28 protein-coding genes are annotated in these 26,469 nt (G+C 57.5%); 18 read left to right on the top strand and 10 right to left on the bottom strand.

From position 1 onward, the window contains the following. The first annotated feature begins 170 nt into the window (after positions 1-170). From sucC to lpdA, 9 genes are all read left to right on the top strand, one after another. The gene (sucC, locus tag GOW92_RS17880) at positions 171-1,364 is read left to right on the top strand and encodes an ADP-forming succinate--CoA ligase subunit beta (RefSeq protein ID WP_170562750.1); all 1,194 of its coding nucleotides are present in this window, start codon (positions 171-173) and stop codon (positions 1,362-1,364) included. A 45-nt stretch (positions 1,365-1,409) separates the two neighbouring features. Continuing rightward, positions 1,410-2,072 (top strand): hypothetical protein, encoded by a 663-nt coding sequence (locus tag GOW92_RS17875; protein WP_170562747.1) that lies wholly within the window; start codon positions 1,410-1,412, stop codon positions 2,070-2,072. Between the two features lie 78 nt (positions 2,073-2,150). Beyond that, a complete protein-coding gene (sucD, locus tag GOW92_RS17870; protein ID WP_058278790.1) occupies positions 2,151-3,032 on the top strand; it encodes a succinate--CoA ligase subunit alpha in 882 nt (293 codons plus the stop codon). A gap of 41 nt (positions 3,033-3,073) precedes the next feature. Beyond that, on the top strand, positions 3,074-3,616 hold the full coding sequence (locus tag GOW92_RS17865; protein ID WP_170562743.1) for a DUF805 domain-containing protein: 543 nt from the start codon (positions 3,074-3,076) through the stop codon (positions 3,614-3,616). Further along, positions 3,613-6,570, top strand: coding sequence for a 2-oxoglutarate dehydrogenase E1 component (locus GOW92_RS17860; RefSeq protein WP_170562740.1), 2,958 nt, complete (start codon positions 3,613-3,615; stop codon positions 6,568-6,570). Before GOW92_RS17865 ends, GOW92_RS17860 begins: the two co-directional genes overlap by 4 nt. 3 nt (positions 6,571-6,573) lie before the next feature. Continuing rightward, on the top strand, positions 6,574-8,088 hold the full coding sequence (gene odhB / locus GOW92_RS17855) for a 2-oxoglutarate dehydrogenase complex dihydrolipoyllysine-residue succinyltransferase (protein WP_170562736.1): 1,515 nt from the start codon (positions 6,574-6,576) through the stop codon (positions 8,086-8,088). Between the two features lie 2 nt (positions 8,089-8,090). After that, on the top strand, positions 8,091-8,360 hold the full coding sequence (locus tag GOW92_RS17850; RefSeq protein WP_170562733.1) for a hypothetical protein: 270 nt from the start codon (positions 8,091-8,093) through the stop codon (positions 8,358-8,360). An 82-nt stretch (positions 8,361-8,442) separates the two neighbouring features. Continuing rightward, positions 8,443-8,832, top strand: a complete 390-nt coding sequence (locus tag GOW92_RS17845) for an MAPEG family protein (protein ID WP_170562730.1) — start codon at positions 8,443-8,445, stop codon at positions 8,830-8,832. 88 nt (positions 8,833-8,920) lie between these two features. Next, positions 8,921-10,309, top strand: a complete 1,389-nt coding sequence (gene lpdA, locus GOW92_RS17840) for a dihydrolipoyl dehydrogenase (protein ID WP_170562727.1) — start codon at positions 8,921-8,923, stop codon at positions 10,307-10,309. A gap of 19 nt (positions 10,310-10,328) precedes the next feature. Here the strand turns inward: lpdA and GOW92_RS17835 are convergent, their stop codons facing one another. Beyond that, positions 10,329-10,895: a TetR/AcrR family transcriptional regulator gene (locus GOW92_RS17835; RefSeq protein ID WP_254453077.1), complete on the bottom strand. Its 567-nt coding sequence runs from the start codon at positions 10,893-10,895 to the stop codon at positions 10,329-10,331. A gap of 102 nt (positions 10,896-10,997) precedes the next feature. Here GOW92_RS17835 and GOW92_RS17830 point away from each other — a divergent pair, with 102 nt between their 5' ends. Continuing rightward, positions 10,998-11,591, top strand: a complete 594-nt coding sequence (locus tag GOW92_RS17830) for an NAD(P)H-dependent oxidoreductase (protein ID WP_170562720.1) — start codon at positions 10,998-11,000, stop codon at positions 11,589-11,591. An 8-nt stretch (positions 11,592-11,599) separates the two neighbouring features. Here the strand turns inward: GOW92_RS17830 and GOW92_RS17825 are convergent, their stop codons facing one another. Genes GOW92_RS17825 through GOW92_RS17810 form a run of 4 tightly spaced genes read right to left on the bottom strand, consistent with a single transcriptional unit; the run spans position 11,600 to position 14,508 of the window. Then, positions 11,600-12,208 carry a pyridoxamine 5'-phosphate oxidase family protein gene (locus GOW92_RS17825; protein ID WP_170562717.1) on the bottom strand — a complete coding sequence of 203 codons (609 nt, stop codon included), beginning with the start codon at positions 12,206-12,208 and terminating at the stop codon, positions 11,600-11,602. Beyond that, on the bottom strand, positions 12,195-12,935 hold the full coding sequence (locus GOW92_RS17820; protein WP_170562715.1) for a lysophospholipid acyltransferase family protein: 741 nt from the start codon (positions 12,933-12,935) through the stop codon (positions 12,195-12,197). The genes GOW92_RS17825 and GOW92_RS17820 overlap by 14 nt, the downstream gene beginning before the upstream one ends. Beyond that, complete coding sequence (locus GOW92_RS17815; protein ID WP_170562712.1) at positions 12,935-13,834, bottom strand: cell division protein FtsX; 900 nt, start codon at positions 13,832-13,834, stop codon at positions 12,935-12,937. Before GOW92_RS17815 ends, GOW92_RS17820 begins: the two co-directional genes overlap by 1 nt. After that, positions 13,831-14,508 carry a cell division ATP-binding protein FtsE gene (locus GOW92_RS17810; protein ID WP_170562709.1) on the bottom strand — a complete coding sequence of 226 codons (678 nt, stop codon included), beginning with the start codon at positions 14,506-14,508 and terminating at the stop codon, positions 13,831-13,833. Before GOW92_RS17810 ends, GOW92_RS17815 begins: the two co-directional genes overlap by 4 nt. A 184-nt stretch (positions 14,509-14,692) precedes the next feature. On the opposite strand from GOW92_RS17810, the gene GOW92_RS17805 reads away from it, so the two are divergent. Beyond that, positions 14,693-15,430, top strand: a complete 738-nt coding sequence (locus tag GOW92_RS17805; protein WP_170562706.1) for a zinc-ribbon domain-containing protein — start codon at positions 14,693-14,695, stop codon at positions 15,428-15,430. Positions 15,431-15,437: 7 nt separating this feature from the next. Here GOW92_RS17805 and GOW92_RS17800 read toward each other — a convergent pair whose 3' ends face one another. The 5 genes from GOW92_RS17800 to argH all read right to left on the bottom strand — a co-directional run bounded on the left by GOW92_RS17800 (position 15,438) and on the right by argH (position 21,141). Next, complete coding sequence (locus tag GOW92_RS17800) at positions 15,438-17,984, bottom strand: TIGR02302 family protein (RefSeq protein ID WP_368040305.1); 2,547 nt, start codon at positions 17,982-17,984, stop codon at positions 15,438-15,440. Positions 17,985-18,020: 36 nt separating this feature from the next. After that, entirely contained in the window at positions 18,021-19,286 is a 1,266-nt protein-coding gene (lysA, locus tag GOW92_RS17795; RefSeq protein WP_170562703.1) for a diaminopimelate decarboxylase, read from the bottom strand. Between the two features lie 53 nt (positions 19,287-19,339). Continuing rightward, a complete protein-coding gene (locus GOW92_RS17790; protein ID WP_170562700.1) occupies positions 19,340-19,489 on the bottom strand; it encodes a hypothetical protein in 150 nt (49 codons plus the stop codon). Between the two features lie 81 nt (positions 19,490-19,570). Beyond that, entirely contained in the window at positions 19,571-19,753 is a 183-nt protein-coding gene (locus GOW92_RS17785; protein ID WP_170562698.1) for an argininosuccinate lyase, read from the bottom strand. Then, positions 19,753-21,141, bottom strand: a complete 1,389-nt coding sequence (gene argH, locus GOW92_RS17780; RefSeq protein ID WP_170562694.1) for an argininosuccinate lyase — start codon at positions 21,139-21,141, stop codon at positions 19,753-19,755. The genes GOW92_RS17785 and argH overlap by 1 nt, the downstream gene beginning before the upstream one ends. A 21-nt stretch (positions 21,142-21,162) precedes the next feature. On the opposite strand from argH, the gene GOW92_RS17775 reads away from it, so the two are divergent. The 7 genes from GOW92_RS17775 to GOW92_RS17745 all read left to right on the top strand — a co-directional run bounded on the left by GOW92_RS17775 (position 21,163) and on the right by GOW92_RS17745 (position 26,380). Then, complete coding sequence (locus GOW92_RS17775; protein ID WP_170562691.1) at positions 21,163-21,729, top strand: TlpA disulfide reductase family protein; 567 nt, start codon at positions 21,163-21,165, stop codon at positions 21,727-21,729. Positions 21,730-22,060: 331 nt separating this feature from the next. After that, positions 22,061-22,390, top strand: coding sequence for a hypothetical protein (locus tag GOW92_RS17770; RefSeq protein ID WP_170562688.1), 330 nt, complete (start codon positions 22,061-22,063; stop codon positions 22,388-22,390). A gap of 60 nt (positions 22,391-22,450) precedes the next feature. After that, positions 22,451-22,837, top strand: a complete 387-nt coding sequence (locus tag GOW92_RS17765; RefSeq protein WP_170562685.1) for a hypothetical protein — start codon at positions 22,451-22,453, stop codon at positions 22,835-22,837. Beyond that, a complete protein-coding gene (locus GOW92_RS17760; RefSeq protein ID WP_170562682.1) occupies positions 22,834-23,805 on the top strand; it encodes a sterol desaturase family protein in 972 nt (323 codons plus the stop codon). Before GOW92_RS17765 ends, GOW92_RS17760 begins: the two co-directional genes overlap by 4 nt. A 91-nt stretch (positions 23,806-23,896) precedes the next feature. Then, complete coding sequence (locus GOW92_RS17755) at positions 23,897-24,085, top strand: hypothetical protein (protein ID WP_170562679.1); 189 nt, start codon at positions 23,897-23,899, stop codon at positions 24,083-24,085. 102 nt (positions 24,086-24,187) lie between these two features. Beyond that, on the top strand, positions 24,188-25,021 hold the full coding sequence (locus tag GOW92_RS17750; RefSeq protein WP_170562676.1) for an EAL domain-containing protein: 834 nt from the start codon (positions 24,188-24,190) through the stop codon (positions 25,019-25,021). A 183-nt stretch (positions 25,022-25,204) separates the two neighbouring features. Continuing rightward, positions 25,205-26,380: an acetyl-CoA C-acetyltransferase gene (locus tag GOW92_RS17745; protein WP_170562673.1), complete on the top strand. Its 1,176-nt coding sequence runs from the start codon at positions 25,205-25,207 to the stop codon at positions 26,378-26,380. The last annotated feature ends 89 nt before the right edge of the window (positions 26,381-26,469 follow it).

Raw genomic sequence — 26,469 nt, 5'->3', positions numbered from 1 at the left:
ACGAATCAAACGGGCGGCCTTCCTTTCAATTTGTGATCACACCCAAAAAAACCGTGATCACAAATGATGAAAATCTTCGTGAAAAACTGCTTCACTGGCAAAAAACCCTTTAAACTTGCCCCGTAGACACCCCTATAACGGAGTAATCGTAGTCAGACAGGACAGTTTCGATGAACATTCACGAATATCAGGCCAAGGCGCTTCTTCGCAGCTATGGCGCTCCGGTCTCCGAAGGTCGCGCGGTTCTGCGCGCTGAGGAAGCCAAAACCGCAGCCGGTGAACTGGATGGCCCGCTTTGGGTTGTCAAAGCACAGATCCACGCGGGTGGCCGCGGCAAGGGGTCCTTCAAAGAAGCTGATGCCGGCGAAAAAGGCGGGGTTCGTCTGACCAAGTCAGTGGAAGAAGCAGCCGAAGAAGCCAAAAAGATGCTGGGCCGCACGCTGGTGACACATCAGACCGGTCCCGCAGGCAAGCAGGTCAACCGCATTTACATCGAAGCTGGTTCCGGCATCGAGCGTGAATTGTACCTAGCTCTGCTGGTGGATCGGCAGACCAGCCGCATTTCGTTCGTTTGCTCGACCGAGGGCGGCATGGACATCGAAGAAGTGGCCGCAGCGACGCCCGAGAAAATCCTGTCCTTCTCGGTCGACCCGGCGACCGGCTATCAACCCTATCACGGCCGCCGCATCGCATTCTCGCTGGGTTTGCAAGGCGCACAGATCAAACAATGCGTGAAACTGATGAGCCAGCTCTATAACGCCTTCGTCGAGAAGGACATGGAGATGCTGGAGATCAACCCGCTGATCGTGTCGGACAGCGGCGACCTCAAGGTGCTGGACGCCAAGGTCGGCTTTGACGGCAACGCAGTTTACCGCCACCCCGACATCGCCGAACTGCGCGACACCACCGAGGAAGATCCCAAGGAACTGGAAGCCTCCAAGTATGACCTGAACTACATCGCGCTGGATGGTGAGATTGGTTGCATGGTCAACGGCGCTGGTCTGGCAATGGCGACGATGGACATCATCAAGCTCTATGGTGCTGAACCGGCGAACTTCCTCGACGTGGGCGGCGGTGCCACCAAAGAGAAAGTGACCGAAGCGTTCAAGATCATCACCTCGGACCCACAGGTCAAAGGCATTCTGGTCAACATCTTCGGCGGCATCATGCGCTGTGACGTCATCGCTGAAGGCGTTGTCGCTGCCGTGAAAGAGGTCGGCCTCAAGGTTCCGCTGGTCGTACGTCTGGAAGGCACAAATGTCGAGAAAGGCAAAGAGATCATCAACACCTCTGGCCTGGACGTGATCGCGGCGGACAACCTGAAAGACGGTGCCGAGAAGATCGTGAAAGCGGTTAAGGGTTAATCTGACTGATTAGCTTGAGATTTTGCTACACATTGGGAAGCCGCAATGCGAGACAGTGTCAGATCAGTATTCGAAAGCAAGAGTTGGGCCGGCCGGCGGAATGGACCGCGTTCAGGACCCGGATCCACTCTTGCTGCTACTGCGGCCCTGCGCACTGCGCTTCCCCGTATCTTTGTCGACTACAAGATCGGCACCTTTCTTGACGCACCGTGCGGGGATTGGACTTGGATGCAAGATGTGGACCTGAATGGTATCCAATATATCGGGGGCGATATCTCGACGGAAGTTTTGACTGAGGTCAAAGATCAGCATGCAGCACCCGGTCGCGAGTTTATCCATCTGGACATAACTTCGGACGCCTTGCCTAAAGCGGATCTCATGATGTGTCGGGACTGTCTCTTTCATCTAAAATGGTGGTTGAGATGGGCATTCTTCGAGAACTTTGTTGAAAGTGAGATTCCATATCTCATGACCACGATGGACTATGTTCCGCGCAATCCACGGCTTCAGAGAAATGGAGACTTCAAAAAGTTCAACCCGTGCGCCGCTCCGTTCAACTTCCCGGATCCTATCGAAACGGTAAGTGAAACGGGTGAAATCAACCTCAACCCGGATTTTCTGGAAACGCCTGAGGGTCGGAAACAACGCTCTCTTGGAATTTGGTCCAGAGATCAGGTGATCGACGCTTTGGAACGGCGTGAAGATTGATCAAGACGCAAAAACAACTCGCTGTGCCGCAGAAGTCAGAAAACGGCGCGCTAACAACAATCACTACGGAGGCCTAAAATGGCAGTCCTCATCGACGAAAACACCAAAGTGATCTGTCAGGGCTTTACCGGCTCGCAGGGCACATTCCACTCTGAACAGGCCATCGCATATGGCACCAAGATGGTCGGCGGCGTGACCCCTGGCAAAGGTGGGATGACCCATCTGGACCTGCCCGTGTTCAACTCGGTCCACGAAGCCAAGCATGTGACCGAAGCCAATGCCTCGGTGATCTATGTTCCGCCGCCGTTTGCAGCCGACTCGATCCTAGAAGCGATTGATGCCGAGATGGAAGTGATCGTTTGCATCACCGAAGGCATCCCGGTTCTCGACATGATGAAGGTGAAGCGCGCGCTGGAAGGTTCGAAATCTCGCCTGATCGGCCCGAACTGCCCCGGTGTCATCACACCCGACGCCTGCAAGATCGGCATCATGCCCGGCCACATCCACAAGCGCGGCTCGGTCGGCGTTGTGTCCCGTTCGGGCACCCTGACCTATGAGGCCGTCAAACAGACCACCGATGTGGGTCTGGGCCAGTCCACCTGTGTGGGCATCGGCGGCGACCCGATAAAAGGTACCGAGCATATCGACGTGCTGGAATGGTTCCTGGCCGATGACGAGACCGAGTCGATCATCATGATCGGTGAGATCGGTGGCTCGGCCGAAGAAGAAGCCGCGCAGTTCCTGGCGGATGAGGCCAAGAAGGGCCGCAAGAAGCCGACCGCGGGTTTCATCGCAGGCCGCACAGCCCCTCCGGGCCGCCGCATGGGCCACGCGGGCGCAATTGTCGCCGGCGGCAAAGGCGGTGCCGAGGACAAGATCGAAGCCATGCGCTCTGCCGGTATCGTCGTGGCCGAAAGCCCGGCGCAGCTGGGTGAGGCAGTGCTGGAAGCAATTGGCTGATATGGCGGCTTCGGCCGTCTAATCTGGGAGGAACGGAACACATGACCTTTGGTGAGGCTGTCAGAACGTGTTTCTCCAATTTCTTCACTTTTTCGGGCCGTGCCTCGCGGCCCGAATACTGGTTCTTTTTTCTGTTCATCGTAATCTGGAACATCATCGCCGGGATCATCGACTGGCAGTTCTTCACTCAGGTCTCGGTAAGTCAGACTGACGAGGTCAAAGCCGTAACTGCGACGTCCTCTGCGCCAGTACAAAGCATCGTCGGCCTGATCGTCTTTTTCCCGCATCTGGCCGTCGCTTGGCGGCGGATGCATGATACCGGGCGCAGCGGGCTATATGCTCTGTTGCCGATCCTGCTGATCCTCGGGGCCTTTGCGGTTCTGATCTTTGGTATCGGCCTTGCCTCCAGTTTCCAGCATGGCGGCAATCTGGACATCCTGTTCACCCGCGCCACTTTGCTGGTCGTTATCCCGACACTGCTTGTTCTGTTTGTGTCACCCCTCCTGGTTCTGTGGTGGCTGACCCGCCCCAGCCAGCCAGGCACCAATCAATACGGTCCCAACCCACATGAGGTAGCCCAATGACCGAACATACGCCCAACTCTGCCTTTCATGCCTCAAGCTTTATGCAGGGGCATAATGCTGAATATCTGGAGCAGCTTTATGCCCAGTACACCAAGGATCCGAATGCGGTGGATGCTGCCTGGGTCGAGTTCTTCCGGCAGATGGGCGACGCCACACCGGACGTCCAGCGCGAGGCCGAGGGCCCATCCTGGGCTCGGACTGACTGGCCTCCGATGCCGGCGGACGACCTGACTGGCGCACTGACAGGTGAGTGGGCTGAGATCGACGCAAAGGCAGCGGGCGACAAGATCAAGGACAAGGCCCAGGCCAAAGGCGTTCAGGTCAGCGAAGATCAAATCAAACGTGCGGTTCTGGACAGTCTTCGCGCCCTGATGCTGATCCGGGCCTATCGCATCCGGGGCCATCTGGCCGCTGATCTGGACCCGTTGGGCATGCGTGCCGCCAGCACTCATCCCGAGCTGGACCCCAAGACCTATGGTTTCACCGAAGCCGACATGGATCGACCGATCTTTATCGACAACGTGCTAGGGCTGCAGATGGCCAGCATGCGTCAGATCGTCGAGATCGTGAAACGGACCTATTGCGGCACTTTCGCGCTGCAATACATGCACATTTCCGACCCTGAACAGGCCGCTTGGCTGAAGGAACGGATCGAAGGATATGGCAAGGAAATCCAGTTCACGAAAGAAGGCCGCAAGGCGATCCTGAACAAGATGGTCGAGGCTGAAGGCTTCGAAAAGTTCCTGCACGTGAAATACATGGGAACCAAGCGGTTCGGTCTGGACGGTGGCGAAGCGCTGATCCCTGCGATGGAGCAGATCATCAAGCGTGGTGGAGCGCTGGGTGTCAGCGACATTGTGATCGGCATGCCCCACCGTGGCCGCCTGAACATTTTGGCCAACGTGATGCGCAAGCCTTATCGCGCCATCTTCAACGAGTTTCAGGGCGGCAGCTTCAAACCCGAAGATGTAGATGGTTCTGGAGATGTGAAATACCACCTCGGGGCTTCAAGCGACCGCGAGTTTGATGGCAATTCCGTCCACTTGTCGCTGACAGCAAACCCCTCTCACCTCGAGGCGGTAAACCCGGTCGTACTGGGCAAGGTCCGCGCCAAGCAGGATCAGTTGGGCGACGAAGATCGTACCAGGGTCATGGGCATCCTGCTACACGGTGATGCGGCTTTTGCTGGTCAGGGTGTTGTAGCCGAAGGATTCGGCCTGTCCGGCCTCAAGGGCCACAAGACAGGCGGCACAATGCATATCGTGGTGAACAACCAGATCGGCTTTACCACCGCACCACATTTCAGCCGTTCCAGCCCCTACCCCACAGATATCGCCCTTATGGTTGAGGCGCCAATCTTCCATGTAAACGGTGACGACCCCGAGGCTGTGACACACGCTGCCAAAGTGGCCACCGAGTTCCGCCAGAAGTTCCACAAAGACGTTGTCATCGATATCTTCTGCTATCGCCGGTTCGGGCATAACGAGGGCGATGAGCCCATGTTCACCAATCCGATCATGTACAAGAAGATCAAGACCCATAAGACCACGCTGTCGCTGTACACTGAGCGTTTGGTCAAAGATGGCCTGATCCCCGAGGGCGAGATCGAGGATTTGAAAGCGGCCTTTCAGGCCCATCTGAATGATGAGTTCGAGGCAGGCAAGGACTATAAACCCAACAAGGCCGACTGGCTGGACGGGCGTTGGTCGCACCTGGACAAAAACAAAGAAGAATATGTCCGCGGCGACACCGCAATTAAACCTGAAACGCTTGCTCAGATTGGCAACGCGTTGAGCCATGCGCCCGAAGATATCGCAGTGCACCGGACCGTCGCGCGTCTTCTGGATCACAAAAAACAGATGTTCGAAAGCGGCAAAGGATTTGATTGGGCCACTGGAGAAGCACTGGCCTTCGGCTCGCTGCTGACAGAAGGCTATCCTGTCCGCCTGTCAGGGCAGGATGCGACACGCGGGACGTTCAGCCAGCGTCATTCTGGTTTTGTGCATCAGGAAACTGAAGAGCGGTACTATCCGCTGAACAATATTCGCGAAGGCCAGTCGAAATACGAAGTGATCGACTCGATGCTCAGCGAATATGCAGTTCTGGGTTTTGAATACGGGTTTTCGCTTGCCGAACCGAATGCGCTGACCCTATGGGAGGCACAGTTTGGCGATTTTGCCAACGGCGCGCAAATCATGTTCGACCAGTTTATCAGCTCTGGCGAAAGCAAGTGGCTGCGGATGTCCGGCTTGGTTTGTCTGTTGCCTCATGGCTTTGAAGGGCAAGGACCGGAACACTCGTCCGCACGTCTTGAACGGTTCCTGCAGATGTGTGGTCAGGACAACTGGATCGTGGCCAACTGCACGACCCCGGCGAACTATTTCCACATCCTGCGCCGTCAGCTGCACCGGACCTTCCGCAAGCCGCTAATCCTGGTGACGCCGAAATCGCTGCTGCGCCACAAGATGGCGGTCAGCAAGGCAGAAGAGTTCACAACAGGCTCCAGCTTCCACCGCGTGTTGTGGGACGATGCGCAACAAGGAAACTCGGAAACCAAACTGTTGAAAGACGATAAGGTCAAGCGCGTGGTGATGTGTTCCGGCAAGGTCTACTATGACCTGCTGGAAGAACGTGATGCGCGCGGTATCGACGATGTCTACCTGATGCGGATCGAGCAGTTCTATCCCTTCCCTGCGCATTCGTTGATCAATGAGCTTGAACGCTTCAAGGGTGCCGAGATGATCTGGTGCCAGGAAGAACCCAAGAACCAGGGCGCCTGGACCTTTATCGAGCCAAATATCGAGTGGGTTCTGACCCGCATCGGAGCCAAGCACACCAGGCCGCGTTATGTCGGCCGCGCCACATCGGCCTCTCCCGCGACGGGTCTGGCCAGCCAACACAAAGCCCAACAAGAAGCGCTGGTCGACGAAGCGCTGAGCATTGAAGGAAAATAATCGATGTCCATTGAAGTTCGAGTTCCCACGCTTGGCGAGTCGGTGACCGAAGCCACGGTTGCGACATGGTTCAAAAAACCCGGCGACGCCGTAGCCGTTGATGAAATGTTGTGCGAGTTGGAGACCGACAAGGTCACAGTCGAAGTTCCTTCTCCCGCTGCTGGCGTGATGGGCGAAATCGTCGCCGCCGAAGGTGAAACCGTTGGCGTTGACGCGCTGCTGGCCACTATTGCCGCAGGCGAAGGCGCAGCCCCTGCCCCGGCAGTAGCTCCGGCCCCGACAGCGGCGGCAGCTCCGGCGGCGTCGGGCGGCAGTGTCGACGTGATGGTGCCAACCTTGGGTGAATCCGTGACCGAAGCGACTGTTTCGACATGGTTCAAACAGGTCGGTGACAGCGTCGCGCAGGATGAGATGCTGTGCGAGCTGGAAACAGACAAGGTCTCGGTCGAGGTTCCCGCCCCGGCTGCAGGCGTTCTGGCAGAAATCGTCGCCCCCGAAGGCGCGACAGTCGAAGCTTCGGCCAAATTGGCGGTGATTTCAGGCGCAGCGGCTGGGACAGCTGCCGCTCCGGCTCCTGCGACGGCGGCCCCGGCTGCAGCAGCAAGCACCGGCAAGGACATTGCCAACGCCCCGTCCGCCGAAAAGGCTATGGCAGAGGCTGGTTTGTCCGCCGATCAGGTCACCGGCACCGGTCGGGATGGCAGGATCATGAAAGAAGATGTGGCCCGAGCAGCGGCAACAGCAGCTGCCCCGGCCCCCGCTGCGGCAGCTCCGGCCCCGGCACAAGCGCCACGGGCGCCGGTTGCTGCGCAGGATGCGGCCCGTGAAGAGCGCGTACGGATGACCCGCCTGCGCCAGACCATCGCCAAGCGTTTGAAGGATGCGCAGAACACGGCTGCAATCCTGACCACCTTCAACGAGGTGGACATGACCGAGGTGATGGCCCTGCGTAACGAATACAAAGACCTGTTCCAAAAGAAACACGGTGTGAAGCTGGGCTTTATGTCCTTCTTCACCAAGGCGTGCTGTCACGCGCTGAAAGAGGTTCCCGAAGTCAACGCCGAGATTGACGGCACAGATATCGTCTACAAGAACTTCGTTCACATGGGCGTCGCCGCCGGTACGCCTCAGGGTCTGGTTGTTCCGGTCATCCGCGACGCCGACAGCATGTCCTTTGCCGATATCGAAAAGGCCATTGCCGAAAAGGGCAAGCGCGCCCGCGACGGCAAACTTAGCATGGCTGAAATGCAGGGCGGCACCTTCACCATCTCGAACGGTGGTGTCTATGGCTCGCTGATGTCTTCACCGATCCTGAACCCGCCGCAATCGGGTATTCTGGGCATGCACAAGATTCAGGACCGTCCGATGGTCATCAATGGTGAGATCAAGATCCGCCCGATGATGTATCTGGCGTTGTCCTATGACCACCGGATTGTTGACGGCAAGGGCGCCGTGACGTTCCTTGTACGTGTGAAAGAGGCGCTGGAAGATCCGCGCCGCCTGCTGATGGATCTGTAATCATGGCAACACATGTACTCTGGCAAGCTGACGTGGCCGACTTTGATGTCTGGTTGAAGGTTTTCGAAGAAGACAAACCAATGAGAGAGGCCGCGGGCATCCGCGACCTCCACGTTTGGAAGGACCCCGATCAAAAGGACCACGCAGTTGCGCTGTTCGAAATCACCGATCTCGACCGGGCCCAGAGCTTCATCGAATCCGAAGAGCTGGCCATGCACCACGAACGTGGCGGCGTGGCGCATATCCAGACAAAGGTTCTGACACCTGTCTGACGGCAAAAGGCAGCGCCCCTAACGGGGACGTGGCACGAACGGGTAACGCGATGACTTTCGACTGCTCAATGGGAACCGCTGGATGACCACGGAACTGACCGTCCTGACCCTCGCCGCACTGCTTTGGGTCGCGCAATTCGTGGCATATTTGGCCGCCGGACACGGTAAGATTGACCTGCGCCACGCGATAGGCCCCCGGGATGTCCCCTTTGACAAACCGGGGGTTTCTGGACGGCTGCACCGTGCGCTGAGCAACCACACCGAAGGTTTGGTTCTGTTCGCAATTGCGGCGCTTGTTGTGACGGTTTCTGGTGAAGCAAACGGTTTCACAGCCGTTTGTAGCTGGGTCTACTTGATCGCGCGCATCCTCTATGTCCCGGCCTACGCTTTGGGCTGGACACCTTGGCGAACCGTATTTTGGATCGTTGGCCTATCGGCCAACACTGTAATGTTGCTGGCGGCAGTCTTTTGATTCAGTCGCTGGCGTGGATAATGTAATGGGGAAACGCCCTGGCGCGCTTTAAATGTCGCCATCCCCGTAAACGATAAGGACCTGACATATGGCAAATTATGACGTTATCGTAATCGGATCAGGCCCCGGCGGCTATGTTTGCGCCATCCGTTGCGCGCAGCTGGGTCTGAAGACTGCCTGCGTCGAAGGGCGTGAAACTCTGGGTGGAACCTGCCTGAACGTCGGCTGTATCCCCTCCAAGGCGCTGCTGCATGCCAGCCATCAACTGCATGAGGCCGAACATAACTTTGCGAAGATGGGCCTGAAGGGCAAAAGTCCCTCGGTCGATTGGAAACAGATGCAGGGCTACAAGCAGGAAACGATCGATGGCAACACCAAAGGCATCGAGTTTCTGTTCAAAAAGAACAAAATCGACTGGCTGAAAGGCTGGGGCTCGATCCCCGCAGCCGGTCAGGTCAAAGTGGGTGATGAAGTTCACACCGCCAAGAACATCATCATCGCGTCCGGATCCGAGCCTTCTTCGCTTCCCGGTGTCGAAGTGGACGAAAAGGTTGTCGTGACGTCGACCGGAGCTTTGTCCCTGAACAAGATCCCGAAAAAGATGGTCGTAATCGGCGCCGGTGTGATCGGACTGGAATTGGGCTCGGTCTATCAACGGCTGGGGGCTGAGGTGACTGTGATCGAATTCCTGGACGCGATCACTCCGGGCATGGACCCCGAGGTTCAAAAAACATTCCAACGTATCTTGAAAAAACAGGGCCTGAAATTTGTCATGGGCGCGGCGGTCCAAAAGACCGAAGCCACCAAGACCAAGGCCAAAGTGACCTACAAGCTGCGCAAGGATGACAGCGAGCATGTGATCGAGGCCGACACTGTGCTGGTCGCAACCGGGCGCAAACCCTATTCCGACGGTTTGGGTCTTGAGGCATTGGGCGTCGAAATGTCGCCGCGTGGTCAGATTAAGGTCGGTACTGATTGGCAGACAAACGTCCCGGGCATCTATGCTATCGGAGACGTGACGGAAGGCCCCATGCTGGCCCATAAGGCCGAGGATGAAGGCATGGCCGCGGCCGAACAAGTCGCGGGCAAGCACGGCCATGTGAATTATGGCGTCATTCCGGGTGTGATCTACACCTGGCCCGAGGTCGCAAATGTGGGCGAGACCGAAGAAACCCTGAAAGAACAGGGCCGCGCCTATAAGGTCGGCAAATTCATGTTCATGGGCAACGGTCGTGCAAAAGCCAACTTGATGACCGACGGGTTTGTAAAAATCCTGGCCGACAAGGAAACGGATCGCATTCTGGGCTGCCACATCATCGGCCCCGGCGCGGGTGATCTGATCCACGAGGTTTGTGTGGCAATGGAATTTGGTGCCTCGGCCGAGGATCTGGCGCTGACCTGCCACGCCCACCCGACCTATTCCGAGGCCGTCCGCGAGGCTGCCTTGGCTTGCGGCGACGGACCGATTCACAGTTAAAATGAAACCCCGGCTGCCGTCAGGTTGCCGGGGTTAACCACGCGTCCAGATAGATTTCCAACCTGTCTGAGAAACTCTCTGCTTCATGTAGAGCACAAAACTTTAACGACATCGACTGAATAGCAAAAGCCTGAACACCTTCGGCCAGCAGATCGGGGGAAATGTCGTGGCGCACTTTTGCGGTTTCCAACCAGCCAGAAACCAGTCGGATATAGCGTTCGAAACAGCGCGCAATTGGGCCAATTTCGGTAATCGCCGCCGCTCCGGAGTACCGGATGATCAGATCAAACACATAACGTTCAGACGTCATGAATGCGTGGATTGGCAACAACGCGCTGGCGATTTCGGGGGCTGTACGTGGGGTGGATCCCTGTTCGACCTGATCAAAACAGGCGATCAGCCTCTCACCTATCAGCATTTCCATTAACGCGTCTTTGTCCCGGAAATGGGCAAAAAAGGTTCCTTTGGCGACACCAGCCGCTTGAACCACGTCTTCGACGCGTAGGGCTTGATAGCCGCCTCTCTCGATAACTTCTTCTGCCGCCTCGATTAATCGCGCGCGGGTTTTGAGGGTTCTCTTTTGCATACGCTTTATTTGCATGTTTTTTGACCATGGTCAAATTTTATAATTGACCGTGGTCACTTTTTGATTCTATTAACTGACCATGGTCAATTTTGGAGAATCCTTATGCACCCTAAGAAAATCCTAATCCTCGACGGGCACCCAGGTGAAGCCAGCCTGTCCCGCACCTTTGCTGAGACCTATGCCGATGCAGCCCAGAAGCAGGGGCACGACGTACGCATGATTCATCTCAGCGATTTGCAATTCGACCACGACTTTGGTCAGGGGAATTACGAAGATTTCAAACCGCTTGAACCCGTTTTGGAACAAGTCCTGCAGGATTTCGAATGGAGCGAGCACCTTGTCCTGACGGCACCGATGTGGTGGGGCGGCCTACCGGCAAAACTAAAGGGGCTGATCGACCGGGCATTCATCCCCGGACGCACTTTCGACACGCGAAATACAACAAGGATTGGATTTCCAGCACCCATGCTGACAGGGCGCACGGCACGGGTCATCCTGACCTCTGACACGCCGGGTTGGTTTATGCGTCTGATCTACAGGCAAGCACTGATACGCCAGATCCGTGATCAGATACTGGGATTTGTCGGGTTCAAACCGACCCGGTTCACTTATTTTGCGGGTGCCAGCTATCCCAAACCAGGCAGCGTGGATCGCTGGATATCAAAGGTGGCCAGGATCGGCGCTGCTGGGGCTTGATTGAGTGCTTACCACATTGTCTTGGCGGCGCGCCGCGCACCCCATTCCAGATCATATTGCGTGCCGCCTTCCTCACCGTCCGATGCCTCGGCTAGGATTTCGCCGACAGTCGGCAAGTCCGTAGTTTCGTCGGCGCTGACCCAAGTACAGGCCCGCATCAGGGCACGGGCGCATTGCGTATAAATCTCGGCGATTTCGATGACGATAACTGTTGCCGGCGTTTTGCCGTTCTTTTCGAACCGAGCGCGCAAATCTTGGTCATCCGTTACATGCGCCGTTCCATTCAGCCGTACGACGCTATTTGACCCCGGCACCATGAACATCAACGATACGCGCGGGTCGCGCACGATGTTGCGCAGACTGTCCAACCGGTTGTTCCCGCGCCAGTCGGGCATCGCCAGCGTGTTCCGGTCAAGCTCCAGCACAACCGGACCGTCGTCGCCACGCGGGCTGCCATCGACACCTTCAGGCCCGACGGTGCTAAGGATGCACAAGCGCGCGGCCATAATCCATTTTCGGTAAAGCGGTGTGAGGTGTCTGGCCACTTTGCGCAGTGACGGCGCGGCCGGTGTGCCATAGAGCGCCTCGAGTGTTTCGATGTTCTTAATGAACTCCATCCGGATCAAACCCCACTTCTCGCATCAATGCATCAGATCGTGTCTCGATCACATCCTCCAGACGCCCGAGGAATTGGTTCCGACCAACACCCGGCTCGATCGGATCAAGAAAATCGACAATTGCCAAACCCGGTTTACGCATAACCCCGGTGCGTGGCCAAAACACACCTGCGTTCGTCGCGACAGGCACGCATGGAAAGCCCAACCCTTCATACAGAACTGCTGTTCCGACCTTGTAGGGCTTCTTTACCCCCGGAGCGACACGCGTACCTTGCGGATAGATTACAAGTTGGCCGGGCTCTGAAAATTCCTTGGCTACGTCCTTGACCATCTTGGCGACCGCGGCGCCCTTTTTTCCGCGATTGACAGGGATGCACCCAAGGCGGCGGGCATAAAGTCCGATAACCGGGGTATATAGCAGTTCCCTTTTCATGATGAATTTGCCGTGCGGAATGGCGTTGAAGATCATGATGATGTCCAGGAAGGACTGGTGTTTGGCCCCGATCACGACTTCGTCCACGGGAACGTTTCCGCGAACCTCACAACGGATGCCTACCATCCACTTAGCCATCCAAATCGTCGAACGCGCGTAGGTTTTACAGGCCTGCAATGCCCCACGTTTTGCAAACAACGCGTACGGGGCGAAGACGATACCAAGGATCAGCATCCACGCATAAATCACGATCATAAAGATCAAAGAGCGCACCCATTGGATTGCTGTAGCCATCAGGAAAGCTCCTTCAATTTTCGCGCGGCCGCTGTCCATGTGGCCAAGAATGCCACCGCAGCCCCCAGCAGAGGTATCAGCGCAGGCAACAGCCAGCCAACCCCCTGAAAACCCAATCCGGTCAGAAACCCGCCCTCAATCGAGGCTTCGGGCAAAAGCAGAACGCCAGTCATGCCGAACAGAACACCGACCAACGCGCCGAAGAAAGCGCGATATGTGAATCGCCTTACAAATGCGCTGGCAATGAACCGATCTCGGGCCCCAATCAGGCGGAGAACTTCAATGATCTGCGCATTGGCCGCGAGTGAGGCATTGGCCGCCAGCGTAATCATCGCCGCCGTTGCACCGCCAATCAGTAGGATAGACACCCAGCCCAAGCGGCGCAGCGAATTTGCCGCCTCGACCAGCGGCTCGCGCCAGCGCGAGTGGTCGTCCAGCACAGCTCCGGGTACTTCGGCGCCTAGCCGCAAGCGCAAACCCGCGGCATCCAGCCCCGGTTCGCCCTCGATGATTTCGATCAGCTGTGGCACCGGCAAGGTGTCAATTGGCAGGTCGGGACCGAACCATGGGGACAGAAGCGCGACCTGTTCCTCAGCTGTAAGGGCGCGGGCGGATGCAACACCAGGAGTCTGAGCCAGCACGGTCAGTGCAGCTTCGGTCTGGGCTGCCAGCTGCTCGGCAGGTGCGTTGATGCGCAAAGTCGCGGCACCGGCCAGTTCTGATGCCCAACGGTCGGCCAGTCGGCCTGATGCCAACGACAAAGCAAGCGCAAAAACGGCCAGAAATGCCATCGCGCCGGAAACAAAAAGGGTCAGTTGCGCGGTGTAGCCCGACGGTGGAACAACCCGATCCGCGCGTTTGTCGCGCACCAGCATGCTGCGGATGGTTCCCTTTATCATAGATCCGCCCCCGCAAGTTGAATCTGGCGCTGCGAGATTCGCAGAACCCGGGCCTGCACCTGACTTTTGGCCGCTCGGATCAGGCTAAGATCATGGGTCGCGATCAGCACGGTCTTGCCCATCTTGTTCAACTCGACCAGCAAGCGCAGCAATCGCTGGGACATTTCCCAATCCACGTTTCCGGTCGGTTCATCGGCCAGCACAACGTCCGGTGACAGGATGACAGCCCGCGCCAGTGCGGCGCGCTGGCGTTCACCCCCTGAAAGCTCAGGTGGCAGCGCATCAAGCCGTGCACCCAGCCCGACCCAGTTCAGCAATTCCAGCAGGTCCTCTTTCTGGGCATTCTCGCCCTTGCCTGACACCATCAACGGTAAAGCCACGTTTTCAGCCAGCGTCATATGGTCCAGAAACCGGCAATCCTGATGCACCACCCCAATCCGGCGACGCAGCAGTGCCATTTGATCCCGGTCCAGGCGGGCTATGTCCTGCTCAAATGCGCTCAGCCGCCCTGATGTGGGCAGCAACGCGCCGTAGCAAAGCTTGAGCAATGTGGTCTTGCCCGCACCCGATGGACCGGTCAGAAAGTGGAACGAACCCGGTTGCAACTGAAGCGACACGTCGCTCAGCAACTCACCATCACCATAGGTGTAGCTGACGTTTTCCAGCTCGATCACAAGGGCCCCCGTTTATTGTTGCCGCTCTTCTTGCCCGAGCGTGGTTGTGGTTTCAATGCCTGCACCGGGTCGAATTGGTGACACTTGTCGCATGAAACCGAAAACACCCTTTGCGGTCAGGTCTTAACGGAATATCATTCCTGAAAAAACTATTATCAGGTCGGGGCCCCGACCGGGAGGCAGCATGCGTCTTACTTGTCCGAATTGTGGTGCTCAGTACGAAGTGCCAGACGAGGTCATTCCGGAGGAAGGCCGCGATGTGCAGTGTTCCAACTGCGAAAAGACATGGTTTCAGGCTAAGCACCCTGAAACTGCGGCTGAACCGGTAAAGCCGGAACCCGCTACGCCCGTGGTGGAACCTGCGGCAAAGGCAGCAACCCCAGAGATTGTCGCGAAGCCTGTCGAAGAGCACAAATCAACGCCAGAGCCCGCCGAGGCATCCTCAACCGGGAATGTCGACCCAGCTGTTGCCAATATCCTCAAGGAAGAGGCAGAGCGGGAAGCGGACCTACGTGCCCAAGAAGGCGGCAGCCTCGAAACACAGACCGATTTGGCGCTAGACGCTCCGCCCGAAGTGGAAAAGGCCGCCAAGGACCTGATCGCGACGGAAACGGCGAAAGATTCTGGTCAGAAAGACGCACTGCCCGATGTCGAGGCAATCAATTCCAGCCTACGTAGTGAAGATCCTTTGCCAAAGCTGGACGAGGATGTGCCCCCTCCGAAAAAGTCAGGCGGATTTCGGCGCGGGTTTCTGCTGATTTTGATCATCGGTGTGATCCTGCTGCTGATCTACAGCAACTCACAGAAGATTTCCGAAGCGGTTCCGCAGGCTGACCCGGTTCTCAGCAGCTATGTCTCGCTGGTCGATCAGGCACGTTTGTGGATTGAGACTCAAGCTGGCTCAGGCACATCTCAGAACTGACCTAACATCAGAATCTCTCTAGCAGACGTTTGAGGTATTCCAGTTCGATCTGGGGGCGATCCGTTTCCCCAGTCCGGCGGCGGATTTCGTCCAGCAACTCGCGCGCACGGCGGTAGACATCCTCACCCTGCAGCAGGTTTTCGTCGGTTGAGATGGTGCCATTCGCCCCCGGGCTGCGACCCAATGGGTCACGGTTGTTGGCTTGCATATCGCCTTCTTGCGAACCCTGTCCCGGTTGGTTCTGCTGATTTTGAGCCAAAGCTTCGCCTAAAGAGCGCATACCTTCGCGAAGGGCCTCCATCGCCTCAGACTGCTGGTCGATGGCTTCGGCCAGATCATCGCCGCGCAATGCATCTTCGGCCCCTTCCATCGCACGTCCGGCGCGGTCCAGCGCATCGCGTGCCGCATCACCTTCAGGGGTCCCGGCCCCAGGCAAGCTTTGCTGCTGGCGGTTCAGTTCATCGCGCAGGGCCTGTTGGCGGTCTGCAAGTGATCCCTGCCCTTGCTGGCCACCGCCGCCCTGCTGGTCGGTTTCCTGACCTTCCCCGCCTTGCCCTTCGTGGCTCTGGCCTCGACCCTGCCCGCCCGAGCGGCCCTCATTGCCTTGGCTTTCGCCGGATTGTGCACCGGGGTTGAATTGTTCCTGCAGATCACGAAACGCCTGATCGCTTAAGCCCAGCTGTTCACGCAGTGTTTCTGCCAGTCCTTCCATCGCCTGCTGGCCCTCGGACTGTTGCCCCTGACCCTGGCCTTGGGTGACTCGCATGTTTTCCATCATCTGCTGAAACTCTTCCAACGCCTGCTGCGCCTCAGCCATGCGGCCCTGTTCCATCAGTTCCTGAATTCGGTCCATCATGCGCTGCAGGTCATCCTGAGTCATTTGCATGGACTCGCCGTCCTGGCCCTGCTGGTTCTCGTCGAACTCGCCGTTTTCTTGCGCCAGACGCTGTAATTGGCGCATATAGTCCTGCGTCGCTTCACGCAGTTCCTGCATTAGCTCGGCGATCTCTTCGTCGGTGGCGCCGTTTTTCATCGCCTCTGTCAAACGCTCCTGCGCCCGGCGCATACGCTCCAGCGCGTCTGCAAGGGTGCCATCTTCAATCAGTACGCCAAGTTCCCAAAGCGCCTCGGCGATTTCCGCCTGTTGCTCGGGTTTCAGTCCGTATTCGTTAAACATCTCCAACCGGCGCAAGATCACACGCAGACGCAGATAGGCGGTGTCTGAACGGAAAAGGTTTTCAGGCAGGTGCGAGACCGCCCGCAATACCTGCGACACCCGTGTCGCGTTTTCGCGCGTCCAAAGCAGATCGCGGCGCTGCTCGATCACGGCAGCCGCCAAGGGATCAAAGAAGCGGCGTGCAGGCAGCGTCGCCGCATAAGGTTCGGATTGTCCTTCCTGATCAGCCGCGTCACGGGCCATTAGAGTGATTTTCACAGGCAAATGTGCCCAGGGGTGCTGCGAAAAATCCTCAATCAGGTCTTCGTTGAAATCCGCCCGATCGCCGGTGATCGGCATCGGCAGTTCAACCTTGATGTCCTCGCGCGGCTCAGGCGCAGAGGTCAAACCATACCGGCGGTCTACGGAAGCCAAGTCCAGTTCGATCACCGCCGAACCGGAAACAACGCCGTAATCGTCACTGGCAGCAAATGGCAGTTTCATTTGGCCACCCGCCTCTGACTCGGCTGAACCTGTCACGGCCACCTGAGGACGTGTATCCGAGATGACGTTCAGCGCCCAGTCCCGGCCCGATGGGCCGTCGATTTTTAACTGGCCCGAGCGTTCGACGACAAAATCCTGTTCCGGTTCAGTCGCCGCTTCAGTACCCAAAGGAGTGGTGGTTTCGGTCAAACTGTGCGCGCCGACTTCTCCGTAAAAGCGCAACGTGATGCGACTACCCTGCGGTATAGACAACGTTGGATCAGATTGATCGGCCAGATAAAGCGTCGGCAACCCGGTGTAACGGGGCGGTTCAACCCAGCCTTCCCAGCTGGGACCTTGCCCTGCCACGGCGGCGCCCGGCGTCATCTCGGCCACCGAGCCAATCCGCCAGAACGATCCAAACATTGCCGCGATCACCAGCGCCAGCAGCGCTGAATAGCGCAGCGCATACGGGTCGCGGTCTGCCAGCCGCAGATCGGGTTTGACAGGCTCCGCCAGGGCAACGCGTCGCGCCATCCTATTCTGATGCGCGCGCCACAACGCAACAGAATCCGCGTCCATCGCGCCGATGGCCTGATCATCTATCAAAGCTTGGATAGGCCGCCCCGGCATCGCCGCGTCCAGCCGCATCAGCGCTTCGGCCCGTGAAGGGAAATGGAATCGCCTTGCACCAACAAACAGCGTAGCGACCAGCCCCAACAATGCGACAGCCCCCACTCCCCAGACGATTTCAACGCGGACCTCGTCCTGCAAACCCAGCATCAAAGCCGCCAGAATTGCCATCAAAACTGAGAAAAACGGCCAAAATGCACGCAAGAACTGCTCGGCCAGCATCCCTGCGTGCGTCAGCCACAGGGACAGTCTAGGGATCGGCAGGTTGTGTTTTGCGCGCAAAGCGGGCCTCCTGATCGGGCCCACGCGCCTATCGCGTCAAAGCCACTCAGGTATGGTATCGCGGTTTATGATTTCGTCAAAGCTTGGGCGTTCACGAATAACTGCAAATTGATCCCCATGCACAAGAACCTCTGGGATCAGGGGCCGGGTATTGTATTCGCTGGACATCACCGCACCATAGGCTCCGGCACTGCGGAAGGCGACCAGATCGCCTGGCGCAAGGGGCGGCATGTTGCGTTCCTTGGCAAAAGTATCACCGCTTTCGCAGACCGGGCCGACAATGTCATAGGGTTGTTGTTCGACGCCCGGAGCAGGTTCATCTACGGCAACGATGTCATGATGCGCCTCGTACATCGCCGGACGGATCAGGTCGTTCATCGCGCCATCCAGAATCAGGAAGTCACGGCCCTCGCCAGATTTCACGTAAATTACCTTGCTGACCATCAGACCGGCGTTTCCGGCAATCAGGCGGCCGGGTTCGATCTCGATCTCACAGCCCAGATGGCCCAGCGTTTTCTTGATCAACGCTCCATATTCCACTGGCAGCGGCGGTGCGTCATTGGCGCGGGTATATGGAATGCCCAAGCCCCCGCCCAAATCCAGACGGCGAATATTGTGACCTTCAGACCGCAGCTTTTCCGTGAGTTCGGCGACCTTAGTGTAGGCCATCTCGAACGGCTCCAACTCGGTCAGTTGCGAGCCGATATGTACGTCGATACCGATCACCTCCAGACCCGGAAGGCTGGCCGCATGTCCATAGACCTCGGAGGCGCGCGCAATCGGAATGCCGAACTTGTTTTCGGACTTACCGGTGGCAATCTTAGCATGGGTCTTGGCGTCTACGTCCGGATTCACCCGAACGGTGATCGGCGCGACCACACCCAGTTCAAGCGCGATGGCGTTGATCACTTCCATCTCAGGCTCGGATTCCACGTTGAACTGGCGGATGCCTCCAGTCAGCGCAGTGCGAATCTCATCGGCCGTTTTACCGACGCCGGAAAACACGATCTTGTCTCCCGGAACACCCGCAGCCTTGGCGCGCAGGTATTCCCCGCCCGAGACAACGTCCATTCCAGCGCCCGCGCGCGCCAGCGTCTTCAGAATCGCCTGATTACTGGCGGCTTTCATCGCATAGCAGACCAGATGATCCGTTCCGTCCAGCGCATCATCGAACAGCTGGAAATGCCGCAACAAGGTCGCAGTTGAGTAGACATAGAACGGGGTTCCGACCGCGGCTGCGATTTCGGAGATCGGAACATCCTCGGCGTAAAGCGCGCCGTCGCGGTAGAGAAAGTGATCCATGACAGCGCGCTTAGACCAAAATGGCCTCGCGGATCAATGGATTCCGCGCAAGATCAGTTCGATGTAGAAATTCCGACCCTGCCATAGCCCGAGATTTTGACGCCGGTCCCGGTTGACGTCTCTGCGGGTTCCGGGCGGGGTTTATACGTCGGGTCGCAGGCTGCCAGAACGAACAGCGCGAGGATCAGGCCAATGATTTTCATTGTTTAAACTTCTTGTTGTGTTTGGCGCAGGGCCGTTCTGCCATGCAGATAAGCATGGTTTTGCAAGATTGCTATCCGCGATTAAAGTCCCAGGAAAACCCCGAACCCGCCGCGACTTAGGCCGACTCCGACCCCACCATAGGTGCCGCTGCTACCGACACCGATATTTGCGCTCATCGTGGGTTGAATGGGTTCGCCATCCGCTCCGCAACCCGCCAGAAAAAACCCTGCCGACATCAGAAGGACCACACGTAGTATCAGCATCACACCAGCGCCTTCCACCGCTTGACCTGGGCACGCACCTGATCGGGCGCAGTGCCACCATAAGACTGGCGCGAGTTTACCGAATTTTCGACGGTAAGGACAGAATAGACATTATCCGTGATGTCTGCATGGACCGACTGCATGTCTTCCAGTGTCAGATCGGGCAAATCACAGCCTTTGCTTTCGGCCATCGCCACCAGCGATCCGGTCACGTGGTGCGCATCGCGGAACGGCAGTCCCAGCACTCGGACCAGCCAATCGGCCAGATCGGTCGCGGTCGAGAAGCCGGATCCGGCAGCGGCGGCAAGACTGTCCCGGTTGGCTGTCATATCCTTGACCATGCCTTCCATCGCCGCCAATGCCAGCATCCAGTTGTCGGCAGCGTCAAAGACCTGTTCTTTGTCTTCCTGCATGTCCTTGGAATAGGCCAGCGGCAGGCCCTTCATCACCATCATCAGCGCGGTGTTGGCCCCATAGATACGGCCCACTTTGGCGCGGATCAGTTCAGCCGCGTCGGGGTTTTTCTTCTGCGGCATGATCGAAGACCCGGTTGAGAACCGGTCGGACAGAGTGACGAACCGGAACTGAGCCGAGGACCAAATTACCAATTCTTCGGCAAAGCGCGACAGATGCACGGCACAGATCGAAGCGGTCGAAAGGAACTCCAACGCAAAATCACGATCGCTTACGGCGTCCAGCGAGTTTGCTGCGGGACGATCGAAACCCAGCGCCTCTGCAGTCATGTGGCGGTCGATAGGAAAGGAAGTCCCGGCCAATGCGGCCGCCCCCAAAGGGGATTCATTCATCCGCGCACGGGCATCGCGGACGCGACTCAGGTCACGGCCAAACATCTCGACATAGGCCATCATGTGATGGCCCCAAGTCACCGGCTGCGCCGTTTGCAGGTGGGTAAACCCGGGCATGACCCAATCGGCGCCTGCCTCGGCCTGCGCTAAAAGCGCGCGGATCAGGGCCAACAGGCCCGTTTCAGCCGCATCAAACTGATCGCGGACCCAGAGCTTAAAATCGGTCGCCACCTGGTCATTTCGCGACCGGCCCGTGTGCAAACGGCCCGCAGGCTCGCCAATCACCTCTTTCAGGCGCGCCTCCACATTCATGTGGATGTCTTCCAAGGCGGTCGAAAACTGAAACTCTCCGTTCTGGATTTCTGACAAAACGGTGAGTAGCCCTTCCCGAATAGCCTGCGCATCACTATCAGTTATAACGCCTGTGGCAGCCAGCATGGCGGCATGGGCGCGCGAGCCTGCAATGTCCTGGGCTGCCATCCGCTGATCGAACCCGATCGAGGCATTGATCGCCTCCATGATCGCGTCTGGACCGGCGGCAAAGCGGCCGCCCCACATCTGGTTCGAAGATTGATCGGTCATGTAAGAAAACCCGGAGTTGATATGCGCCTATTTCGTCTGATCCCCCTTTATATGGCCCTTGCGTTGGGTGCAAACGCGGCTTTGGCCACGGATGCCGAAACTCTGGCACCGCTGCGGGAGGACACCCTGAAACGGTTGATCCTGCACAAAGAACCGAAACCCGTTGAAGCAGTAGAGTTCCAGCTTGAAGATGATGGCGGTGTCGCGACGCTTGAAGACTACAAGGGCAAGTATGTCCTGCTGAACTTCTGGGCCACATGGTGTGCACCCTGCCGCAAGGAAATGCCCCAGATTGCCGAGCTGCAGGAAGAGTTCGGCGGAGATAAATTCGAGGTCCTGACACTGGCAACCGGGCGCAATTCACCAGCTGGTATAAAGAAGTTCTTCGAAGAGAACGGCATCAACAATTTACCCCGTCATCAGGACCCTAAATCGGCTGTTGCCAGGGAAATGGGCGTAATCGCTCTGCCTATCACGGTCATTCTGGACCCCGACGGCAACGAGATTGCCCGATTGATTGGCGATGCTGAATGGAACTCGGACAGTGCCAAGGCGATTGTTTCAACCTTAGTTGGTGCCGAAGGCTAACTGACCACGCGTTCAGCGAATCATGAAACTCTCCCTTATGTTTGATCAGGGAGAGTTGTTGTAAACCGTATTGATTCAACAACTACAATTTCAGTTCTTGTTGCGGCAGCTGATGCCGCAACGGCGTGCTGGACGGCAAGGCGCTGGGGACCGATTGTCAGGTTTGGGAGTTTGACGAAAATTCGGCGCGCATGACCCGCAAAAAGGGTACTGAAAAACAAAAGTTTACAGGATTTCGGCCTAGGGTCCACCTCCACGCTCAATCTCGTGATACACTGTTCCTGCCCTTCTTCTGGGCAGGGCAATCTGTACGGTTGAAATGGAGGCGACGATGAGACCAGTGGTGTTACTGATTGGACGCTTGCCAAATGTGATCGGAGACGTTGCGCGGCAACTTGATCACCTTCCGATCCAATGGCTTGGCGCGCATGATCAGGAAGAAGTCAAACGGCAGTTGGACGAAGAACCGCGCATCTCTTGCGCGATCATGGGAGCGGGTCTTGATGACAGGATACGCGGCGAGATGGTGGGCATCATCGCCGCGCGCAGGCCCGATATCTGTATCCACCTCAAGGATCGGGCTTCCGGTCCCGAAGGGTTGGTCCCCTTTGTGCAACGGGTCGTGCAGTATGAAATTCTGGACAGTCTGGAGCATAGCTGACGCCACGCCACCTTTGACAGCCTGCCTGCCGCTTTGCACTCTGCCGCGCAGGAGGACGGAATGCCGCTTGAAATTCTACTGGTTCTGGTGGTCGGAGGCATCGCCGGGATAACGGTGATGTTGCACATGACCGGCAGGTCGCGGTTGCGTAGGCTGACACCAGAAATCGCACGGTCAGAATGGCTTCGCCATGCCCCGGATGATGAGGTTATCGACGTCACAGTTGCCAATGATGGCCACGCGGCGCTGATTCGAACCGAAAAAGGCAATGGCGTGCTTTGGTCCTTTGGCGCAGACACCGTGGCCCGACATCTGCTGGACTTTGACGTGATGGACCATCCACAAGGGGTCGAAGTCCGGTTCCACGACTTCGGAACGCCAAAAGCCGTCATCCACCTTGACGAAACAGAACGCCGCCATTGGCAGCACCTGATGGAGCCCGCATGATCGACCAAGTGACCTTCCCGGACGCCGTGCAATGGGCCGTCCCCCTTTTTATTGCCGCCATTCTGGCCGAGTTTCTGTGGATCGCCGTCAAGGGGCGTGGAGGGCGCTATGAGACACGGGATGCCGTCACATCTCTGATCATGGGCGCGGGCAATATCGCATCCGGCTTTTTACTGGGATTCATCGCTTATGCGTTTTTCATGTGGCTTTGGCAAATCACACCGCTGAACCTGGGGACGTCTATACCCGTCATCATTCTATGCTTTGTACTGGATGACCTGCGTTATTACTGGGTGCACAGATTTGGTCACCGAATCCGCTGGGTCTGGGCCAGCCATGTGAACCATCACAGCTCGCAACACTACAACCTGACCACAGCTCTTCGTCAGACCTGGACCTATACGTTCACCTTCATGATGGTGGTTCGTGCTCCGCTCATCCTTCTGGGCTTTCACCCGGCGATGGTGCTGTTCGTGGGTGGTCTGAACCTGATTTATCAGTTCTGGATACACACCGAAGCCATCGGTAAGATGCCCCGCTGGTTCGAGGCGGTGATGAACACGCCTAGCCACCACCGCGCCCATCACGGTCGCAACGCACGCTATCTGGATTGCAACTACGCCGGCGTATTTATCATCTGGGACAAGATGTTTGGAACTTTCGTTCCCGAACAGGAAGATGACCAAGTGGACTATGGGCTGGTGCACAACATCGGCACGTTCAACCCGCTGCGCGTGGCTTTTCATGAATGGGTCGGCATCTGGCGTGACGCTACCCAACCGGGGCTGACGATGCGCCAGCGGCTGGCCTATTGCTTTGCCCCTCCGGGCTACAGCCATGATGGCAGCCGAGATAATTCCGAACAGATCAAAGCCAAGCATCTGGCCCGCCACCCGGAAGATCGCGGAACGCCCGGATTCGAGCAGTTCGACGCCAAACAGCCCAATACGCAGGCAAAACAGGCCTGATCCCGCCGACCAGCCCGACCTGATTCTTGAAATCCGGCCCCTGCGCCCCATATCGATCCGATGTGAGCAGTGCGAGTAACCGGAGGCCAAGATGATCAGACTGACAACCCTGTCCACCGTAATGGGTCTTGCCGGTATGGTGTTGGCGATGATGACCGCCCTTGGTGGTGGTGCGTCTGAGATTGTCGCGTTGGGCTTTGGCATGATGCTTTTGGGCTTCATGGGCGCGGTGATCGGCGGCTTTGCTGCGCTGGGTCGCATCTGGGAAACGACACGCTGACTTGTACTGACCTACACCAATCGCGTCTTCCTTAACCACAGATTCATACCTTTCCTCTGAAATCGTCACCGGACCGACGACAGTAAGGGAAACGCTTTGCTCATGCGGAAAAAGGAACTGGCAGATTTGCCCGAGGGTGGCGACAACCCTCTAAACGCCGCCGTTAAATCCCGTGATGCCTCGACTCTTGAAACCGCGGCCGAGGCTGTGAAGCACAAACAGTGCAAACTGGCCTTTCAACCCGTGATGCAGGCGAACGCGCCACATGGTGTCGCCTTCTACGAAGGCTTCATCAGGGTGCTGGACGAAACCGGTCGGGTCATTCCAGCGCGCGAATTCATGCCACAACTGGAAAACACTCCAATCGGACGCGAACTAGACTGTGTCGCGCTTGAAATGGGCCTGCGGACGCTGACCAAAAACCCCGACATTCGCCTGTCCATCAACATGTCCGCCCGTTCGATTGGGTATGCGCGATGGTCGCGTATACTGGAGCGGTATTTGAAGAAAGATGCCAGTATCGGCGAAAGGTTGATTTTGGAAATTTCTGAAAGTTCGGCCATGACGGTGCCTGAACTTGTGATCGACTTCATGGACAGGCTGCAGCCGCGCGGCGTCGCCTTTGCGCTTGATGACTTTGGTGCCAGTAACTTCAGCTTTCGCAATTTTCGGGAGTTTTTCTTTGATGCCGCAAAGATCGACGGCCAGTTCATCCACGGTATCAGCGAAAACCCGGACAATCAGGCGCTGGTGCGGGCCTTGATCGCCGTGGCCCGGGAATTCGAGATTCTGGTCACCGCCGAATCAGTCGAAACACAAAGCGATGCCGAATTCCTCATCGCTAACGGCGTCGACTGCCTGCAGGGGTTCCTGTTTGGCGCACCAACTGTTTCCGCTCCATGGAAGGCGGAAAAGCGCGCACGTACAGCCAGTTAGAAGGAATGTGCCGGTCCACACCCGGGCTGAGACAAGCTGACCGTTGCTGCAACTGCAGCGTTGCGCTATGCCATTGAGAGTTGGAGCGGGGAACATGAGGCGCTCTTACTGCCACAGGGCCCTCTCTGTGCGATCCGCGCCGTCGAATATCCCGCAGGACCTTGACGGTAAAGGATTGTCTAAATGACCAACGTAGTAATCGCATCCGCCGCGCGTACCGGAGTGGGCAGCTTTGGCGGCTCGTTTGCAAACACACCTGCGCATGATCTTGGAGCCGCCGTACTGGAGGCCGTAGTAGAACGCGCAGGCGTGGAAAAGGGCGAAGTCAGCGAAACCATTCTGGGACAGGTGCTGACAGCTGCTCAGGGTCAGAATCCCGCCCGTCAGGCACATATCAATGCTGGTCTGCCGCAGGAAAGCGCAGCCTGGGGTATCAACCAGGTGTGCGGCTCGGGTCTGCGGGCGGTTGCTTTGGGCGCACAGCACATCCAACTGGGCGACGCCGAGATCGTTGCTGCCGGCGGTCAAGAGAACATGACCTTGTCGCCCCATGCCGCCGCTCTGCGGGCCGGTCAAAAAATGGGCGACATGAAATACATCGACACGATGATCCGCGATGGTCTTTGGGATGCGTTCAACGGCTATCACATGGGTCAGACCGCTGAGAACGTCGCGGAGAAATGGCAAATCAGCCGCGATATGCAGGACGAATTCGCCGTCGCCTCGCAGAACAAGGCTGAAGCCGCGCAAAAGGCTGGCAAATTCGCCGACGAAATCACGCCTTTCACCATCAAAACCCGCAAGGGCGATATCGTGATGGACGCCGACGAATACATCCGTCACGGCGCTACCATGGAAGCCATGGGCAAACTGCGTCCGGCCTTCACCAAGGACGGTTCGGTCACGGCCGCAAACGCTTCTGGCCTGAACGACGGCGCCGCGGCAACTCTGCTGATGTCTGCCGAGAACGCTGAAAAGCGTGGTATTGAACCTCTGGCCCGCATCGCATCCTACGCAACTGCTGGTTTGGATCCGTCGATCATGGGCGTTGGCCCGATCTACGCGTCGCGCAAGGCGTTGGGAAAAGCAGGATGGTCGGTTGACGATCTGGATCTGGTCGAAGCCAACGAAGCCTTCGCCGCACAGGCCTGCGCCGTGAACAAGGACATGGGTTGGGACCCGTCGATCGTAAACGTGAACGGCGGCGCTATCGCCATCGGTCACCCGATCGGTGCTTCGGGCTGCCGCGTTCTGAACACGCTCCTGTTCGAAATGAAACGCCGCGACGCGAAGAAAGGTCTCGCCACTCTCTGCATCGGTGGCGGCATGGGCGTCGCCCTGTGTGTGGAGCGCGACTAAGTGCTTTGACAAGCAAATAGAAAAGGGCGTCCATTGGGCGCCCTTTTTTGTTACATTGGGCCCTTAACCCAAAGATGCGACGATATTGC

This window comes from Ruegeria atlantica (assembly GCF_013032505.1).
Classification (GTDB): Bacteria; Pseudomonadota; Alphaproteobacteria; order Rhodobacterales; family Rhodobacteraceae; genus Ruegeria; species Ruegeria atlantica_F.
This window is presented reverse-complemented; position numbering and strand designations above follow the sequence as displayed.